The 17,194-nt window shown below is 38.3% G+C and carries 20 protein-coding genes and 1 pseudogene; 10 read left to right on the top strand and 11 right to left on the bottom strand.

Features of this window, described 5'->3' with window-relative positions:
* Position 1: 1 nt before the first annotated feature.
* Positions 2 to 823: a pantoate--beta-alanine ligase gene (panC, locus tag HMPREF1019_RS02195; RefSeq protein WP_009294044.1), complete on the bottom strand. Its 822-nt coding sequence runs from the start codon at positions 821 to 823 to the stop codon at positions 2 to 4.
* Between the two features lie 120 nt (positions 824 to 943).
* On the opposite strand from panC, the gene prfB reads away from it, so the two are divergent.
* Positions 944 to 2,044: a peptide chain release factor 2 gene (prfB, locus tag HMPREF1019_RS02190; RefSeq protein WP_009294043.1), complete on the top strand. Its 1,101-nt coding sequence runs from the start codon at positions 944 to 946 to the stop codon at positions 2,042 to 2,044.
* 21 nt (positions 2,045 to 2,065) lie between these two features.
* Here prfB and HMPREF1019_RS02185 read toward each other — a convergent pair whose 3' ends face one another.
* The gene (locus HMPREF1019_RS02185) at positions 2,066 to 2,617 is read right to left on the bottom strand and encodes a tetratricopeptide repeat protein (RefSeq protein ID WP_009294042.1); all 552 of its coding nucleotides are present in this window, start codon (positions 2,615 to 2,617) and stop codon (positions 2,066 to 2,068) included.
* 77 nt (positions 2,618 to 2,694) lie between these two features.
* On the opposite strand from HMPREF1019_RS02185, the gene HMPREF1019_RS02175 reads away from it, so the two are divergent.
* From HMPREF1019_RS02175 to HMPREF1019_RS02150, 6 genes and pseudogenes are all read left to right on the top strand, one after another.
* Positions 2,695 to 3,012, top strand: a complete 318-nt coding sequence (locus HMPREF1019_RS02175) for a hypothetical protein (RefSeq protein ID WP_009294041.1) — start codon at positions 2,695 to 2,697, stop codon at positions 3,010 to 3,012.
* Positions 3,009 to 4,349 (top strand): dihydrolipoyl dehydrogenase family protein, encoded by a 1,341-nt coding sequence (locus HMPREF1019_RS02170; RefSeq protein ID WP_009294040.1) that lies wholly within the window; start codon positions 3,009 to 3,011, stop codon positions 4,347 to 4,349. Before HMPREF1019_RS02175 ends, HMPREF1019_RS02170 begins: the two co-directional genes overlap by 4 nt.
* A gap of 10 nt (positions 4,350 to 4,359) precedes the next feature.
* Positions 4,360 to 5,019 carry a tetratricopeptide repeat protein gene (locus HMPREF1019_RS02165; RefSeq protein ID WP_002941997.1) on the top strand — a complete coding sequence of 220 codons (660 nt, stop codon included), beginning with the start codon at positions 4,360 to 4,362 and terminating at the stop codon, positions 5,017 to 5,019.
* Positions 5,020 to 5,031: 12 nt separating this feature from the next.
* Positions 5,032 to 5,655 (top strand): tetratricopeptide repeat protein, encoded by a 624-nt coding sequence (locus tag HMPREF1019_RS02160; protein WP_009294039.1) that lies wholly within the window; start codon positions 5,032 to 5,034, stop codon positions 5,653 to 5,655.
* A gap of 9 nt (positions 5,656 to 5,664) precedes the next feature.
* Positions 5,665 to 7,041: pseudogene (locus HMPREF1019_RS02155) on the top strand (MBOAT family O-acyltransferase).
* Positions 7,042 to 7,396: 355 nt separating this feature from the next.
* The gene (locus HMPREF1019_RS02150) at positions 7,397 to 8,074 is read left to right on the top strand and encodes a hypothetical protein (protein ID WP_009294036.1); all 678 of its coding nucleotides are present in this window, start codon (positions 7,397 to 7,399) and stop codon (positions 8,072 to 8,074) included.
* A gap of 4 nt (positions 8,075 to 8,078) precedes the next feature.
* Here HMPREF1019_RS02150 and HMPREF1019_RS02145 read toward each other — a convergent pair whose 3' ends face one another.
* The 7 genes from HMPREF1019_RS02145 to HMPREF1019_RS02115 are packed head-to-tail and all read right to left on the bottom strand — an operon-like array spanning position 8,079 to position 12,930.
* Positions 8,079 to 8,615, bottom strand: a complete 537-nt coding sequence (locus HMPREF1019_RS02145; RefSeq protein ID WP_002942078.1) for a hypothetical protein — start codon at positions 8,613 to 8,615, stop codon at positions 8,079 to 8,081.
* On the bottom strand, positions 8,608 to 9,129 hold the full coding sequence (locus HMPREF1019_RS02140; protein ID WP_002941847.1) for a membrane protein: 522 nt from the start codon (positions 9,127 to 9,129) through the stop codon (positions 8,608 to 8,610). Before HMPREF1019_RS02140 ends, HMPREF1019_RS02145 begins: the two co-directional genes overlap by 8 nt.
* Complete coding sequence (locus HMPREF1019_RS02135; RefSeq protein WP_009294035.1) at positions 9,126 to 10,130, bottom strand: hypothetical protein; 1,005 nt, start codon at positions 10,128 to 10,130, stop codon at positions 9,126 to 9,128. Before HMPREF1019_RS02135 ends, HMPREF1019_RS02140 begins: the two co-directional genes overlap by 4 nt.
* A 60-nt stretch (positions 10,131 to 10,190) precedes the next feature.
* Positions 10,191 to 10,637, bottom strand: a complete 447-nt coding sequence (locus tag HMPREF1019_RS02130; RefSeq protein ID WP_009294034.1) for a hypothetical protein — start codon at positions 10,635 to 10,637, stop codon at positions 10,191 to 10,193.
* Positions 10,627 to 11,406, bottom strand: coding sequence for a lysophospholipid acyltransferase family protein (locus tag HMPREF1019_RS02125; protein WP_009294033.1), 780 nt, complete (start codon positions 11,404 to 11,406; stop codon positions 10,627 to 10,629). Before HMPREF1019_RS02125 ends, HMPREF1019_RS02130 begins: the two co-directional genes overlap by 11 nt.
* Positions 11,387 to 12,688, bottom strand: a complete 1,302-nt coding sequence (miaB, locus tag HMPREF1019_RS02120; RefSeq protein ID WP_009294032.1) for a tRNA (N6-isopentenyl adenosine(37)-C2)-methylthiotransferase MiaB — start codon at positions 12,686 to 12,688, stop codon at positions 11,387 to 11,389. Before miaB ends, HMPREF1019_RS02125 begins: the two co-directional genes overlap by 20 nt.
* A complete protein-coding gene (locus tag HMPREF1019_RS02115; RefSeq protein ID WP_009294031.1) occupies positions 12,688 to 12,930 on the bottom strand; it encodes an HP0268 family nuclease in 243 nt (80 codons plus the stop codon). The genes miaB and HMPREF1019_RS02115 overlap by 1 nt, the downstream gene beginning before the upstream one ends.
* 172 nt (positions 12,931 to 13,102) lie before the next feature.
* Between HMPREF1019_RS02115 and nusA the strand changes: the two genes are divergently transcribed.
* On the top strand, positions 13,103 to 14,206 hold the full coding sequence (gene nusA, locus HMPREF1019_RS02110; protein WP_009294030.1) for a transcription termination factor NusA: 1,104 nt from the start codon (positions 13,103 to 13,105) through the stop codon (positions 14,204 to 14,206).
* Complete coding sequence (locus HMPREF1019_RS02105; protein WP_009294029.1) at positions 14,206 to 14,685, top strand: GNAT family N-acetyltransferase; 480 nt, start codon at positions 14,206 to 14,208, stop codon at positions 14,683 to 14,685. The genes nusA and HMPREF1019_RS02105 overlap by 1 nt, the downstream gene beginning before the upstream one ends.
* Before the next feature lie 54 nt (positions 14,686 to 14,739).
* On the opposite strand, the gene HMPREF1019_RS02100 is transcribed toward HMPREF1019_RS02105, so the two are convergent.
* The gene (locus tag HMPREF1019_RS02100; protein ID WP_009294028.1) at positions 14,740 to 15,339 is read right to left on the bottom strand and encodes an outer membrane beta-barrel protein; all 600 of its coding nucleotides are present in this window, start codon (positions 15,337 to 15,339) and stop codon (positions 14,740 to 14,742) included.
* Positions 15,340 to 15,497: 158 nt separating this feature from the next.
* Here HMPREF1019_RS02100 and HMPREF1019_RS02095 point away from each other — a divergent pair, with 158 nt between their 5' ends.
* Positions 15,498 to 15,710, top strand: coding sequence for a transcriptional regulator (locus tag HMPREF1019_RS02095; protein ID WP_009294027.1), 213 nt, complete (start codon positions 15,498 to 15,500; stop codon positions 15,708 to 15,710).
* 130 nt (positions 15,711 to 15,840) lie between these two features.
* On the opposite strand, the gene rho is transcribed toward HMPREF1019_RS02095, so the two are convergent.
* Positions 15,841 to 17,184, bottom strand: a complete 1,344-nt coding sequence (gene rho / locus HMPREF1019_RS02090) for a transcription termination factor Rho (RefSeq protein ID WP_009294026.1) — start codon at positions 17,182 to 17,184, stop codon at positions 15,841 to 15,843.
* Between the last annotated feature and the right edge of the window lie 10 nt (positions 17,185 to 17,194).

Below are 17,194 nucleotides of genomic sequence, written 5' to 3'. Positions count from 1 at the left end.
TTTAGATCCAGATGTTGTCTATTAGCCTAGTTTTGCCAACATAGGCGGCTACTAAGATTATTGTGTTGCCTTTTTCTACCTTTGAAATTTCATTTAAATTTCTATCCGTAACCGCGACGTAATCAACTTTTAGTGGCTCTAAAACTTCAAGCATATTTGCCTTGATCTCACTCGCGTCTTCTTCGCCATTTTGGATCAAATTTAACGCTTTATTTAGCGACCTTGAAAGCCTTAGCGCGTTGCACTTATCTTCGTCGCAGATATAGACGTTTCTGCTTGAAAGTGCTAGACCGTCAGGCTCTCTAACGATATCGCAAGCCACTAGCTCGATATTTAAGAAAAATGTCTTTATCATATTTTGCACGATGATTAGTTGTTGCGTGTCTTTTTTGCCCATATAGACGCTATTTGCACGAGTTAGGCGAAATAGCTTGTTTAGCACTCTTAAGACGCCATCAAAGTGCCCAGGTCTAGTTTTGCCCTCTAAGATGGCTGAAAGCTTCTTTGGAGCGACGATGAGCGGCTCATCTTCAAAGTAAAGTTCATTAGCATCTGGGATAAATATAGCGCTAACGCCATTTTGCTCGCAAATTTGGATGTCGCTTTGCTCTTTTCTTGGGTATTTGTCTAGATCTTCGCCTGGTAAAAACTGAGTTGGATTTACAAACGTTGAGACGATGCTTATCTCGTTTTCGCTCACACATTTTTTTATAAGGCTAACGTGTCCGTTGTGAAGTGCGCCCATTGTCGGGACAAAACCGATCTTGCCGCTTGCGTTTTGGACAAAATTTTCAAGCTCTTTTATAGTTCTTATGATTTGCATATTTGACTCTTTTTATCTAAATTTTAACTTGGCATTGTAACAAAAAAGGATTAAAAGGGCGTAAATTTAAAAATGTAAGCAACTTTTGGCTAAAATCGGCAAAAATTTATGGAGAAAAACTTGGATAGTTACGAATACAACGAGCTTTTAAAGAAGCTACAAACAAAAGTTGAAAACATAGGCTCTATCGTAAAGCCTGACGAGATAAAGGCTAGACTAAAAGAGATCGAGGCCATAGAGCAAGACCCTGACTTTTGGCAAGATATCGCTAAAGCTGGGGCGCTAAACAAAGAAAAGACAAAAATTTCAAACATGCTTGCTAAATTTAGTGACGCCAATCAAGCAGTTAGCGACGCAAAAGAGCTCTTTGAGCTAGCAAATTCTGAAAATGATGAGGAGACTATAAATTCTTTATTTGAAGATGCTAAAAATTTAGATGAAAAGATAGTAAATTTAGAAATTTCTATGCTTTTAAGTGGCGAGGATGACGGCAAAAACGCGATCGTATCGATACACCCTGGAGCTGGTGGCACTGAGAGCAACGACTGGGCGAGCATGCTTTATAGGATGTATCTTAGATTTTGCGAGCGTGAGGGCTTTAAGGTCGAGACCCTAGACTTTCAAGAGGGCGAAGAAGCGGGGCTAAAGGATGTGAGCTTTATCGTAAAAGGTGAAAATGCTTATGGTTACTTCAAAGCAGAAAATGGCATCCACAGGCTCGTTCGCACAAGTCCATTTGATAGCGCAGGACGCCGCCACACGAGCTTTTCTAGCGTCATGGTGAGTCCCGAAGTAGATGATGATATAGAGATCGAGATCGAAGAGAAAGATCTAAAGATAGATACTTATAGAGCCAGTGGCGCAGGCGGTCAGCACGTAAATAAGACTGAATCAGCCATCCGCATCACGCACATACCAACTGGCATCGTCGTGCAGTGCCAAAACGACCGCAGCCAGCACAAAAACAGAGCCACAGCGATGAAGATGCTAAAGTCACGCCTTTACGAGCTTGAGCTGATGAAGCAGCAAGAGGCGAGCAACAGCGTCGAAAAGAGCGAGATCGGCTGGGGACATCAGATAAGATCATACGTGCTTTTCCCATATCAGCAGGTAAAAGACAACCGCAGTGGTGAGGCGTTTTCGCAAACTGATGCGATACTTGATGGTGATATCAAAAAGATGATAGAGGGCGTCTTGATCGCTCAAAAGGCTGAGGCGTAGTAAATTTAAAAGAGACGAGAGCTAAAATTTCATCTCTTTTAGCTTCGTGCAGGCTTCTTCTTTTCCGTGATAGCAAGCCTCGTCAAGATAAATTCTAGCTTTTTTATAGTCATTTTTGCCTAGGTAGATAAGCCCTAGATCGTAGCTAGCCTCGCTTGAGCCAAGGCTAGTGGCTTTTTCATAAAAATATATCGCTTTTTCTAAATTTTTATTGACCCCAAGGCCGTACTCGTAGATATATCCAGCGCTTCTTAGTCCGTCTATGTTGCCGTATCTGCCAGCTGTCTCAAACCAAAAAAGTGCCCTTAAGATATCTTTGCTAAAGCCTTTGCCGTCACGAAAACAAACGCCAGTTTGCTGCATGGCTAGGACATTGCCATCTTTTGCGTAGTCGTAAAATCTCTTGCAAGCCTTTGGGTAGTTGCCCTCGTTATATAGATAGATGGCGTCTGCTATCTGCTCGACTTCAGGATCAAGTGGTGGCTCGCTAAGACCTAAATTTTGCGAAATTTGCTCTGCTGAACAGCCCAAAAATAGCAAAATGCTAAATAGAAAAATGATAAATTTTTTCATATTTGTCCTTGAAAATTTAGGCGATTTTATCGAATTTTATCTTATAATGATCGCAAATTTAAGCAAAAAGGAACGATATGGATCATAACGCACTTTTGACACAGCTTGGCTACAACGTAGATGAAACGACTACTGAGCATATGCGTAGAATTTTAAATAACACTGACGGTCTTTTGCCAAAGAGTGTGATCGAGCTAAACGATCATCTAAAGCCGCACCTTTGCTTTGTAGCGATGAGCGGGAGTGAGGATAGGCTAAAGATAAAAAACGTTGCAACCGTCAAAGAGATAAAAGAGCGTGTTGATGAGATCATCAAAAGCTGGGCAAATAAATACAAAATGGATATCAAAAAGATAAACGAAACTACATACTACATAATGGGAAAAATTAAATGAAATATGACATTGTTATTATTGGATTTGGTAAGGCTGGCAAGACGCTAGCGGTAAAGGCTGCTGCGCTTGGCAAAAAGGTCGCGCTAATCGAGAGATCGCCAAAGATGTATGGAGGCACTTGCATAAACGTGGGCTGCATACCGACAAAACGCCTAATCACAGCTGCAAAAGAGGCGATATATGCAGATAATAGCGTTGAAAACGAGTATTACACGCTTAGCATCGAAAACAAAAATAAGCTAATCTCAGCTTTAAATTCTAAAAACTATGCGATGCTAAATGATAAAGAAAATATCGACGTGATCGATGGTGTTGGCTCGTTTAAAGATAAAAATAGCGTCCTAGTTACAACATCAAGTGGCGAGCAAAAAGTCGTTGAAGGCGAGTTTATCATCATAAATACCGGCTCAAAAGAGGCGTATGCGCCATTTGAGATAACAAACTCAAACGTCTTTTCAAGTAAAACCTTGCTTGATCTAAAAACTATGCCAAAGCATCTTGTCATCGTTGGCAGCGGATTTATCGGCATCGAGTTTGCATCGATGTTTGCAAATTTTGGCTCAAAAGTGACCATCGTCGGACGCTCAAAACTACTAAAAAACGAAGATGAAGACATAGCTAAAAGCGTAAAAGATGCGCTAAACGTGCAAGGCATCGAAATTTTAGAGGGCTGCGAGATAGAGAGTCTAAAAGATAATGCACTAAATTTCAAACAAGATAATGAAGATAGGATCATTAAGGCTGATGCGTTCTTAGTAGCGCTTGGCAGAGTGGCAAATTTAGATGATCTAAATTTAAAAGCAGCTGGCGTCGAGCTAAATGAAAAAGGCTTTATAAAGACAAATGAGCGCCTTCAAACAAATGTGTCAAACATCTACGCAGTGGGCGACGTGCGCGGTGGAGAGCTTTTTACCTACACTAGTTTGGATGATTTTAGGATAGTTTTCTCGCAAATTTTTGGCGATAAAAAACGCACTACGCAAAACAGAAGCATCCATGCAAATGTGCTATTTACCGACACACCGCTAGCAAGAGTTGGCGTAAATGCAAAAGAAGCTAGCAAGCTTGGGCTAAATTTCAAGGAGCTAAAGCTTAGCATGGCAGCAGTGCCAGGAGCAAAGGTGCTAAATCACGATGTGGGCATGCTAAAAGCGATCGTTGAAGCAAGTAGCGGCGAAATTTTGGGGGCAAGCTTTCACTGCATCTACGCAAATGAGATCATAAATGAGATCGCGATCGCGATGAATTTAAAAGCAAATGCAAATTTCTTTAAAAACCAAATTTTCACTCACCCAAGCATCAGTGAAGCGCTAAATGACTTGTTTGGACAATACTAAAAGGACAAAAATGAAAAAATATCTACTACTTTTAACTGCTCTATTTTTCACAGGCTGCTTAAATGTGATCGGCATCGGTGAGACGCCAAAGCAAGATGACTCGTGGCAACAGCCAAAGGACGAAAAGGTGGTGCAAAACAAAGAGCAAATTTCAAAAAATGCCATCGATCTTTTAACACCAAAATGCGAGAGCGGCGATGCTGAAGCTTGCAATGATTTGGGCGTAAATTTTGAGCTTATGAAAGAGTATGACAATGCCTATGCAAACTACAAAAAGGCTTGCGACGCGAAGGTGCAGCTTGCTTGCTCAAACCTTGGCACACTCTATGAAAACGGCCTTGGCGTGAAAAAAGATCCAAAAAAAGCGGTCGAAATTTACAAAGATAGCTGCAACAGTGGCGGCGTACAAGCTTGCTATCATCTAGGAAACGCCTACCGCAAGGGTGAGATCGTAAAACAAGACTACTATCTAGCGATGGAGGCATACACAAACGCTTGCAACGCTGGAGATCTCCCAAGCTGCGCAAATATCGGCGCGATGTATGAGCTAGGCCTTGGCATGAACAAGGACGAAAAGAGAGCTTATGGGATTTATAAAGTCGCTTGCTTTCGTGGTCTAAATAAGGCGTGCCCACAGATGAAAAGACTTGGCGCAAAGCTTGGCATGTAAGCAGGAAAATAAGTGAAAAAAGTTTTAAATTTTGGGCTTATCGTAGCTGCTAGCTTTATGCTAAGTGGCTGCTGGTCGTGGCAAAAGATGGTGAGCTTTGGCTTTTGGCAAAGTGATGAGGAGGCTAGGGCGGAGCGTCTTGAGCTTGAAAAAGAGAAGATGGTGCAAAACTGCGAGAGTGGAAATAGCATCGACTGTAACAACTTAGCTGTAAATTTTAGCAACGAAAAGGACTTCGTAAAGGCAAAAGGCTACTACGAAAAGGCGTGCAACGCTGGGCTTGCAACTGCTTGCTCAAATTTAGGTCAAATTTATGAGCAAGGGCTAGTTGATGAGCAAAGGGATATCGAAAAGGCTCTAAAACTTTATAAACTTGCTTGCGATAGTGGCGACGGCGTTGGCTGCTACAACGAGGCAATGGGGCTAAAATCCTACATCGAAAGCGAAAATTTAAAAACTCATAAGATAGATAGAACTAAGGCTGAGGCTAGAGTTTTAAAGCTTTTGGCAAAGAGCTGCGAGCTTGAGTATGCTCAGTCTTGCTTCTTGCTTGCAAAGTTAAGCGGCGATGAAACAAAGGCGGACGCACTTTACAAAATAGCCTGCCAACTTGGCAAATGCGTGGATAAAAAGTAAGGGATAAGTTTGCTTTTTAACTCATATGTCTTTATATTCGTTTTTTTACCGCTTGTATTTTTTGTATATTTTTTTCTAAATAAAAAGAGACTAAGCACTCTTGCAAAAGCTTTTTTGGTGAGTGCTAGTTTATTTTTTTATGCTTATTGGAGTGTTTATTATATGCCGATTTTGTTAGGAAGTATTGTTTTTAACTTCCTTGTTTCAAAATTTCTTGCAAAACATCAAAGTAAGGCTATTTTGATTTTTGGTATAGTTTGCAACCTTGCTTTACTTGGATATTTTAAATATGCTGATTTTTTAATTTCAAATTTAAACGCTATAGCAAATACAAATTTGGGTCTACTTCATATCGCTTTGCCGCTTGCACTTAGTTTTGTCACATTTCAGCAAATAGCATATCTAGTAGATAGCTACAATAAATAAACAAAAGAGAATAGTTTTTTAAACTACTGCCTTTTTATAACGTTTTTCCCACAGCTTATTGCTGGTCCGATAGTCCATCACAAAGAGATGATGCCTCAGTTTGCAAATAAATTTAATCTTATAAAAAACTATAAATTTATAGCTCTTGGACTTTTTGTTTTTAGTATAGGACTATTCAAGAAGAGTGTGGTTGCTGATACTTTTTCAATCTTTGCAAATGCTGGATTTGATGTGGAGAGAAATTTGACTTTTCTACAAGCATGGGCAACGTCGGTTTCGTATACTTTTCAGCTTTATTTTGATTTTAGTGGTTATTGTGATATGGCGATAGGTCTTGCGCTGCTTTTTAACATAAGGCTTCCTATAAATTTTAACTCCCCGTATAAGGCTTTAAATATTCAGGATTTTTGGCACAGATGGCATATTACGCTATCGCGTTTTTTAAAAGACTACATCTATATCCCGCTTGGAGGAAATAGAAAAGGTCAATATCGTACCTATATAAATTTGTTTTTAGTATTTTTAATAGGCGGTCTTTGGCATGGAGCTGCTTGGACATTTATTGTTTGGGGTGCTTTGCATGGCTTTGCTATTGTTATTCACAGATGTTGGCAAAAGTTAAATTTTAAACTAAATAAAATCATTGCTTGGATCATTACCTTTAACTTTGTAAATTTTACATGGATATTTTTTAGGGCAAAAAGCTTTGAAGATGCTATGAAAGTGATCCGAGGGATGTTTTTTGGTGAGTTTAAAATAGACGTTAATTATCTTGAGATGTTTTTTATCGTTTTGGCTTTTTTGGTTGTTTTGCTTTTTAAAAACTCTATGCAAATGGCATTTGATAAGAAATTTAAATTTACTATCTGGCAAATTTTTGCAACATCTTTCTTTTTGTTTATATCAATCTTAGCAATTAGGCTTAATAATGCGAGCGAATTTTTATACTTTAGATTTTAAGAAAAAAATATTTCTATGCCTGTTTTTAGTGGTTTTTGCTATGGTTGGGCTTGATGTTGTGCTTTATGTTTTTTCAGATATTAGCACAAGTAAAACTAATTTCGTAAATTCTTAAAAAGTTTCAAAGGCTAAGCATTTTAAATTAAATGACATCGATAAAAAAGATCTTATTTTTGTTGGGAGTAGTAGAACATTTTATCACATTTCAACAAATGTTTTTAAAAATGCTAATGTAAAAATTTACAATTTTGGAGTTTCTGGAAACTTTATTAGCGATTATCCATTTATTGCAAATGCTATTAAAAAAAATGGTGTAAAAGAGGTTGTTTTTAGCATAAGAGTTAGTGACCTTTTTGTGGATTATTACTTAAGTGGTTTTAAAATTTATACCGTTGATGAACTTATGGCAAATTATAGTACAAATAAAATAATATTTTTAAAGACATTACCAGATTATTTTTCAAGTTTGCATCTATTCTTAAGATACTCTGAAGCTATTTATAATAGATTGGCCTCATTCTATGAAAAATTTATACCAAAAACTAAAACCGTAACAGATAATTTTAATACAGGAAATTCTTTTGATATTGCAATAAATAATGATTGTGTTTCAAATGATATCCGCGAATTAGACTCAAAATTTACCATAAACAAAAAGCTTATTGTTGCAAAGTGTACAAATGGCGATAGCATACTTTTTGCAAATGCATTGCCTAGAGAGAACTATGGCAAGGTACTTGACCTAAAAGAGCTAAATTTAAACACATTAAAATACATGCAAAATTATATAATAGATCCATTGGTTAAAAGCGGTGTGAAAGTAGTTATTATATTTGAGCCAATATTTGATGGAACAAGACTTCAATATAACATAAACGAAATAACATCAGCCATCAAAAATGCCAAAATTATTGATCTTACAAATTTAAAATTTAGTGATGAAGAATTATCTGACTGGGAGCATTTAAACTATCTTGGTAGAAAAAGATATAGCGAGTTTTTGGTTAAACTCTATCTTGATGGTGGACTTTGAGTTCTTACTTCAACCCAAAAACTTTTATGTTAAAGGTTGTGTGGATCTTGTCGTTTTCGCCTTTCATAACGATAGGAAATTCGGCTTTTATGATGCTGTCGTAGCTGCTAAGTGCGTCTAAAAAGTCATAAAATTTTTGCGGGGTTTTAAGTGAGCTTGTGACGTTTAGGCGGTATCTAAAGAACTTCTCAGTTGCGTTATTTTCACCTTCTTCTATCTTGCTAAGGCTCACTTCGCTAAAAAATTGCGATGCGAAATTTATAAATTTATCCTTATCAAAAGCTGTATCATAAGCCAAGATGATAGCGCCATCTTTTTGTCTTGTCGCCTCAAGTGCTTTAAATTTAGCTTCAAATTCATTTTTTACCTTCGTATATGATGAGGTTTGCGAGTAGTTTTGCCTTGAGAGGCTTTTAAATTCTTTTATGTTTGGCACGATAAAGCCAAATATCATAATGAAGCAAACTATGATAAAAGCAAATATAAAAAGTAAAAGCTTTACTGGGTCGATTTTTTCTAAGCTCGTATCTTTTTTACTCATTATATCCCTCAGAATTATCAATCTTATTTGTGCTTATAAAGCCGTACCAGCCGTTTTTGCTCTGATAAAAGCTAGTATTTGACGTGGTGAAAATCGACCTTAGTGGCGAGGCTAGGAGTTGGTTAAAGACATCCTTTGTTGGCGTTATACCGCGGATGATGAGCGAGTTTTTATCCATAAAGACCTCTTCAAGCGTGATGCTATCAGGCACAAGGTCAAAAAGGTTGTGCAAGCTTTGCTTTAGGATAGAATTTGACGTAAAGATGTCGTTTGCCGAGTCTATCTGCACGGCAAGCTTGGCTGAAATTTCATCCGTAGTGACTATCTTTTGGCTAAGCTCTTTTTGCTCATTTGCTAGAAATTCTATATTTTTCTTGGTTGAGTAGTTTTTATAAACGATGAAGAAATTTGCCACCAAAAGCACCACAAAGACAAAGCCGATGAGGCTTAGCCAGAGCTTACTAAAGATAGATAGAAGTGGTCTTGGTTCTGGAGTGATGAAGCTAAATTTCATAGTGTTATCTCTTCTTGCATGATCTCATTCATGATGTGATTTGTGTTGATCGGATAGCTTGATGTCTCCACAAATAGCTCTGATTGCAGGTATTGTAAAAAGGTCGCACTTGTTTTTGTGTTTTCAAAAACGATGATCTGCTCGATAAAATCGCCGCTGTAGATTGGATTTTCATAAAATTCTTTCATAGCTTTTGCGATGTAGTCAAACATCTTCATATCGCGCCCAAAGATCGCCACTGACTTCTCGACATTGGTCGAAGCTGGCATGTTTAGCTCGTAGTTTAGATCTTCAAATTCTTTTGGTTTATCATCGCTTAAGAAATCATCCAAACTCTTAAAATCATCAAGCGCCGTTGCGCCATCTTCTTCTTTGACGATAAGGTTGTCGATGTCTGTTATGTCCTCTTCTTTTAGGCTTTCGATCTCTTCGCTGCCCTCTTCAGCGTCACTCATATTTAAAAACGTCGAGAGCTTCATCTGCTTATCTTTAAATATCGCAAGCGCAAAAGAGTGCGAGTGGATGTAGAGATATAGCGTGGTTTTTGGCGAAATTCCACGCTTTAAAAGCTCGTGAAAGAGCAGGGCGATAGGTGAGTAGATAAGATCGACGCTACCTTGCCCAAAGAGGTTTTTATATCTTCTTATAGCATTTAAATTTGCATATATGCTCCAGCTATCTTGCATCACAAGGCTGGTTAAATTTTGCGTGTTGATGTTAAATTTCTTGTATTCGTCAAAGTTAGCAGTAGGCAGCGCACCTTGTGAGTCGTCGTTAAAAAAAAGCGAAACATAGACGCCAAAATAGGCCTTTTCTTGCTCCTCTATGTATTTTAAAACTTTTTCATCGACACTATCGATGCTTATGTCTGTAAATTTAGCATTTATGGTTTTTGTAAGCTTGCCATTTCTAAAGACCTGACCGTAAAATATGCACTCGTTGCCCTCGATCACGGCGCTTAAGAAAAGGTTTGAAAAAAGCTTTTTGATGCTAAAAGACATAACTCTCCTAAATTTAGTGCATTATTTTTGATATGTTAGCCAAAAAGGGATTAAATAAGTTTAAAACAGCTCGTTTTTTAGTTTTGCAAACGCCTCTTTCATCTTCAGAGCTTCGCTTTTTAGCTCATCATCAAGCAGTGCAGAATTTCTTAAGTTCTCAAAATCCTCTATCATCACATCACACATCATTTTGATGCGCTCATTATCAGCCTTGCTGACGCCACTTTGGCTCATTTTTTTGATGCGCTCAAGATACTCTTTGCCGTTTTTTATGTATGAGCTAAATTTCATAGCTGCATTGCTTTGATTAAGCGTGGTGGTGGCCATCTTGTTGTATGCGTCAAGATCAAGAGCTTTTTGGCTAAAATTTATAGCCTTTTCATACTCTTTGCTCTCGTAGTAAAATTTCGCTTCAAGAGCGAGTTTATAGGAGTTGTCGCTGTAAAAAAATAGCCCAAACAAAGCTATTATAAAAATGGCTATAAAGATAGAAATTTTATTTTTCATAAATTTCGTCCAAAATTTCTCTTATCTCATCGCTTATTTGCGGATTTTTATGTGCATATTTTTTCCACCAAATTTTTAAATTTGACCTAAAGTCCTCTTTATTTTGTAGCACGCTCTTGCCGCCGTCATTTTGTGAGGCTTGCCAAAGCTCGTTTTGTATCTTCTCTTTTGCCTCTTTTTGTTCTAAATTTGCCACGCTAAAAGGAGCTGAGAGGCTAAAATTTATAGTTGAAAATGGCTTTGGAAGTATCATCTTATCCCAACTTTTAAACTCCCAAAATGAGTTTGCTTCGAAATTTAGAGCATAAATTTCACAAGACGACTTTTGTGCGATCACCACAGCTCCGTCTGCGACGCTGTGTCTCGGTCCGCGTGGGCCATCTGGCGTGATGATGACGTCGTGACCTTGCTTTATCTCTCTTAGGGCCTCTATAAGCGCCCTTGCACCGCCTTTTGAGCTGCTGCCTCTAATGGTGCCGATGCCAAAAAATTTGATTATTCTGGTGATTAGCTCGCCATCTTTGTGGTCGCTTATTATCACCTTGCCTTGTTTTCTATTTTGACTGCTCCACCAGCGCCTATAAGCAAAGCTCATAAAGCTAAGCCTGCCGTGCCAAAAGACGACGACGCAGCCATTTTGTGGCAAGAAATTTGGAGTGTAGCTCTTTTTGCAGGTTAGAAAAATGAGCCACATCAAAATGTAGATGAAAAAGACACCAATGTTCGTGGCGAGCTTTTCAAGGGTGCTTTTAAATTTGCAGCTCACCATACAAAACCATTCGTTTTGGGTTTGTGATCTTTACTTTTTGCGTAGTGCCAAGAAGCTCCTCGCTGCCATCAACTTGAACTAAAAAGTTGTTAAAACTTCGCCCAGCAACGCTGCCATTTGCCCTTAGCTCTTCAAAATATACATCAAAAATTTTATCTTTTTGCGCCGCCACGATCTCGTCTAAAATTTCACTGTGGCGATTTTGCAGGCGTGTTAGCCTTTCTGAAGCGGTCTTGTCGTCTATTTGATTTGTAAAAGTAGCTGCCTTTGTGAGCGGACGTGGCGAATACTTAAAACTAAAAATTTGCTCAAATCTAACTTGCTCAAGCACGTCCATCGTATCTTCAAATTCGCTCTCACTTTCGCCAGGAAATGCGACGATGATATCAGTTGAGATGCTAACATCTGGGCACATCTTTCTAAGTCTTAGCGCGCGGTCTAAAAACCACTCTTTTGTGTATCCACGCTTCATCTCGCGCAAAACTTTGGTGTTTCCGCTTTGAAGTGGCATGTGCATAGACTTGCAAATTTTTGGGTTATTTGTGAAAATTTCAAGAAATTTATCATCCATGTGAAGTGGGTGTGGGCTTGTAAATCTTATCCTCTCAACGCCATCTATCTCGCTTATCTTTACTAAAAGGTCACTAAAATCGATATTTTCTTGCACGCCTGAAAATCTTTTGCCGTAGTTATTGACATTTTGCCCTAGTAAAAATATCTCTTTTGCACCGCTTTTTGCGGCCTTTTCTACCTCTTTTAGGATGAGGCTTGAAGGGATGGAAATTTCATCGCCTCTGGTGTGTGGGACGATGCAGTAGGTGCATTTTTTATCGCAACCGATCGAGATATTGATGTGGCTTTTATATGGCGAGCCTCTAAATTCGCCAAATGCGTATTCGCTCTCGTCGTGGTTAATGTCGGTTGAGATAAATTTAGGCGTATTTACCGCCTTTGTGATCTTGCTGACGTTTCTTGCACCAAGGACAAAATCAACATAAGGCGCGCGCTTAAAAATTTCACTACCCAAATGGCTTGCAGTGCAGCCGCAAACGCCTATTTTAGCACCTCTTTTTTTGGCTTTTTCAAAGGCTCCGACCTCGCTAAAGAGCTTATGGACTGGCTTTTCACGAACCGAGCAGGTATTTATAAGGATTAAATCAGCTTCTTCGATGTTTTGTGTTAAGGAGTAGTCTTCTTTTTGTGAGAGCTCGGCTATGATATGCTCGCTGTCACGAACATTCATAGCACAGCCTAAAGTTTGGATAAAGAGTTTTTTACTCATTAAAGTATATGCACTTCATACATGTAGTCGTTATCATCAAGTCCGTATTTTACGGTTCTGTGATAGACGCTTAGCCCTTTTTCTTCAAAATGCTCAACTAAGGCGATTAGTTGTTTGTGTGTATTTTCTTTATCAAAATAGAAAATTTTCTGACCCTCTTTTTCGACAGCTGCCTCTATTCTTTCTAGTGAAATCGTTTTTGGTTTTGCGTCTAATTCAGCTCTTGCAAGTTTTAGCTCCATTTTTAATCCTTTCAAAATCTTAAATTTTAATCGGTCAATATATCCAAAACATCATAAAAAAAGGATTAAATAAAAGTTAATAATAAGCTTAAAGTTATTAAAAGTATGGCTTATGTATAATTTCAAAACTTCACGAAAAATCCCCGAAATTTATCGTTACAATGGAGAAAAAATGGAAAGAATTTCAGATATCATCGAGTCAATTGCAAATGAGAAAAATTTAGAGATAGAAGATGTAAAAGAGCGCGTTATAAGAGCTTTGATAAACACTGCAAAAAGAGTTTATGGCGAAAATTATGAATATGACGTGAGCATCGATGCAAATAAAAATTTAAAGCTTTATCAAAAAATTTCAATCGTAGCAAACGATGATGAGAGACTTGCTGAAGACAACGAGCACTTTTTAAGCTTAAAAGAGGCTAAAAAGATAGATAGTGGCGTAGAGATCGGTGATGAGCTCACTTACGAACTAAGCCTTGATAACCTTGGAAGAACCGCAGCCCAAACACTTCACAAAGAGCTTGAGTATCACATCCAGCGCCTAGTTGAAGAGAAAATTTTACAAAAATATAATGAGATGAGTGGTCACATGGTCTTTGGACCAGTTGTTAGAGTTGATAATGACGAAAACACATTTATCGAGATAGACGAGCTTCGTGCCATCTTGCCACGCAAAAACCGCATAAAAGGCGAGAAATTTAAAGTAGGCGACGTAGTAAAAGCAGTCATTAGAAAAGTTTTTACAGATAAAAATTTAGGTATAAAGGTCGAGCTTTCAAGGACTTCACCTAAATTTCTTGAAGCTCTACTAACTTCAGAGGTGCCTGAGATAAAAGATGGTGGCATCATCATTCAAGGAAGTGCGAGAATTCCTGGCGAAAGAGCTAAAGTAGCGCTCATCTCAACCACTCCAAACATCGATCCAGTCGGCGCAACGGTCGGTACAAAGGGTGTTAGGATAAATGCCGTAAGTAAAGAGCTTCACGGTGAGAGCATCGATGCGATCGAATACACCACAGAGCCAGCGATCTTGGTAGCTCGCGCTATGGCACCTGCGATCATCACATCTGTAAAGATCGAAGAAAATAAGGCAATCGTAACGCTTGCAAGCGAACAAAAGAGCAAGGCGATCGGCAAAAACGGCATAAATATCCGCCTAGCAAGCATGCTAACTGGCTATGAGATCGAGCTAAATGAGCTTGGCTCAAAAACTAGTAGTAATGCAGAAAATAATGAGCCAATCAAAGATTTAAAAGCGCTTTTTGGTGATAACTAATGAAATTTCAAATAAGAAAAGCGACTGAGGGCGATATAGACGTGATCTGCGAGTTTGTAAGAGAGCTTGCGAGCTATGAGAATTTAAGCGATCAAGTCACTTTTACAAATGAAATTTTTGCAGACTCTATCTTTAATAAAAATCACGCAAAGACCCTTATCTGCGAGAGTGAGGGTAGGGCTATTGGCTATGCTATCTATTTTTACACATTTTCTACATTTTTGGGGTTTGGCGGGATCTATCTTGAAGATATCTATGTCAAAAAAGAGTTTAGAAATCAAGGCATCGGCAAGGCATTTTTTAAATTTCTAGCTCAAATTTGCAAGGATGAAAATCTAAAAAGGCTTGAGTGGTGCTGCCTAAACTGGAATAAGCCAAGCATTAAATTTTATGAAAGCTTGGGCGCTAAAAATCAATCTCTTGAGTGGAGAAACTACCGCTTGGACGGCGAAAATTTAGAAAAACTTTTAAATTTATAGTTTGTTTTTAAATAAAAAGCTCAAATTTGCTTTGAAATTTGAGCTTGCGAATTATTAAAATTTATATGTATATCCCAAATAAAGACCTACATTTGTCTCTTTTATTTTTGCATTATCATATTTTGCTATGGAGCTATATTTTGTTCTATCTACCTTTACACCAAACTCAACTGCATTGTTTTTATTAATAGAGTATTCTGCACCAATTCTTGCACCTAGTATCCAGCCATTTGTATTAGCTTTTTCCGAGCCATCATGAGTATCAAATACATCCATTTTAAGCTTTGAGTAGCCAGTGTATCCACCAAAAACTAGCTTTATGTCTTTTGTCAATTCTGGTGTATAGTCTGAGCCCACTATAAATTTATGGGTGCTCCATTTTATTACTGTGCCATCTTCATCACCAAGTGATTTTTTGGCTTGAAAGTCATATATGTAAGCTCCATAAACTCTAAAACTATCAAAATCATAGCCAGCTTTTAGTCCAATACCTGGTTGAGCTTTTTTGACTTTTGTTGTGTCATTATCGCTTTTTGCTGTTAATTTTGAATTAAAAGAGTAATCTCCTTCGATTCCAATGAACGCTCCTTGTGCTAAAGCAGCAGCACTAGCCAGGCTTAATCCTAAAGCAACTTTTAAAACTACATTTTTCATTTTTACTCCTTATTTAAAAATGTTTGGCTGGTATTCTAAATTTTATTGGATTAAATAAATTTTAAATATTCAATTAAATATATAAAAAACATAAAATAATTCAATTGTTTTCTTATCAGAATAAAATTTATAAAATCACTTGAAAAAAGGAGTGTAAAGTGGCTAAGATGACAAAACGTGATATGGCTTATCATCTAGACGTTGATGTTGCTACGCTTTACAACTGGCGAAAATACAAGCCAAACCTTTATCGTATTGTGATGCTTGGATTTAAATTTGATGAGCTTATCGAGCAGAGTAAAAAGACTTGCAACGAGCTTTGCGAATATGAAAATTTAATCAATCAAGACATAGAAAAATTTAGTAAATAATCGTTTAAAAATCGTAATCTCTTTTATAATAGCAATAGTTAGAAAATTCAAAATTTCTAAGATATTTTTAGCTAGATATTTTAAGTGAAGAAATTTGAGCTCAAAGCAAGCGCTTCAAGCTCAGTTAAATTTACTCGTTTAGGATAGATAGAAGCTCTTTGTTATCTTTTGTTTTTAGCATTTTTGCGTATAAGAATTTAAGTGCTTCGACATCGTCCATTGTAGCGATCGCAGAGCGGATAGCCCAAATTTTTTGAAGCTCGTCAGGTTTTTGAAGTAGCTCTTCTTTTCTTGTGCCTGATTTTAGTACATTGATAGCTGGGTAAATTCTGCGGTCTGAGATGTTGCGATCAAGTACGATCTCGCTGTTTCCAGTGCCTTTAAACTCTTCAAATATCACTTCATCCATGCGTGAGCCAGTGTCTATTAGTGCGGTTGCGATGATGGTTAGTGAGCCGCCGTGTTCGATATTTCTAGCTGCACCAAAGAAGCGTTTTGGCTTGTGAAGTGCGTTTGCATCCACGCCACCAGTTAGTACCTTGCCGCTTGGTGGGGTCACTGTGTTATAGGCGCGTGCTAGACGGGTTATGCTATCAAGTAAGATGATGACGTCTTTGCCCATCTCAACTAGACGTTTTGCTTTTTCGATGACAAGCTCTGCCACTCGGACGTGATTAAGCGCTGGCAGGTCAAATGTTGAGCTAAATACCTCGCCTTTTACGCAGCGCTGCATATCGGTAACTTCTTCTGGTCTCTCATCGACTAGAAGAACCATGAGCTGGGCTTCTGGATGGTTTTTAGCGATGCCGTGAGCTAGCTCTTTCATAAGCTCAGTTTTACCGCTTCTTGGAGGTGCGACGATTAGACCACGCTGACCTTTACCGATAGGCGTGAAAAGATCGAGCACACGACCTGTTAGCTTCATTGGATCATACTCCAAATTTAGCTTTTCAGTTGGGAAAAGTGGGGTTAGGTTGTCAAAGAGTGGCCTCTCTTTTGCATCTGCTAGAGGCATGTAATTTACCGCTTCTATCTTTAAAAGGGCGTAGTATTTTTCTTGATCTTTTGGCTCTCTTACTTGGCCGGTGATGATGTCGCCCACGCGAAGTGCAAATTTGCGGATCTGTGAGTTTGAGACGTATGCATCGTTTGAACTGTCGCTTAAATTTGCATCAACAGCCCTTAAAAAGCCGTAGCCCTCGTTTGTGATCTCTAAAATTCCAGTAAATAGTATAAAGCCGCCTTGTTTTGTCTGGGTTTTTAGTATCTCAAATATCAAATCCTGTCTACGAAATTCACGTGGATTTTCGACGCCAACGCCATTTGCGATCTGCACTAGCTCATCTAAGCTAAGTGTTCTTAGCTCTTCGATCTTATGTCCGTCGACTGGTACGTGGGTTCTTGATGCTTGATGTTTTTTTGTAGTTTTTGCGCTTTGAGCAGCACTTTGCTCGGTTTGGTTGTTGTTTTCCATTTTTCCTCTT

It is taken from the genome of Campylobacter sp. 10_1_50, from assembly GCF_000238755.1.
GTDB classification, from domain to species: domain Bacteria; phylum Campylobacterota; class Campylobacteria; order Campylobacterales; family Campylobacteraceae; genus Campylobacter_A; species Campylobacter_A concisus_R.
This window is presented reverse-complemented; position numbering and strand designations above follow the sequence as displayed.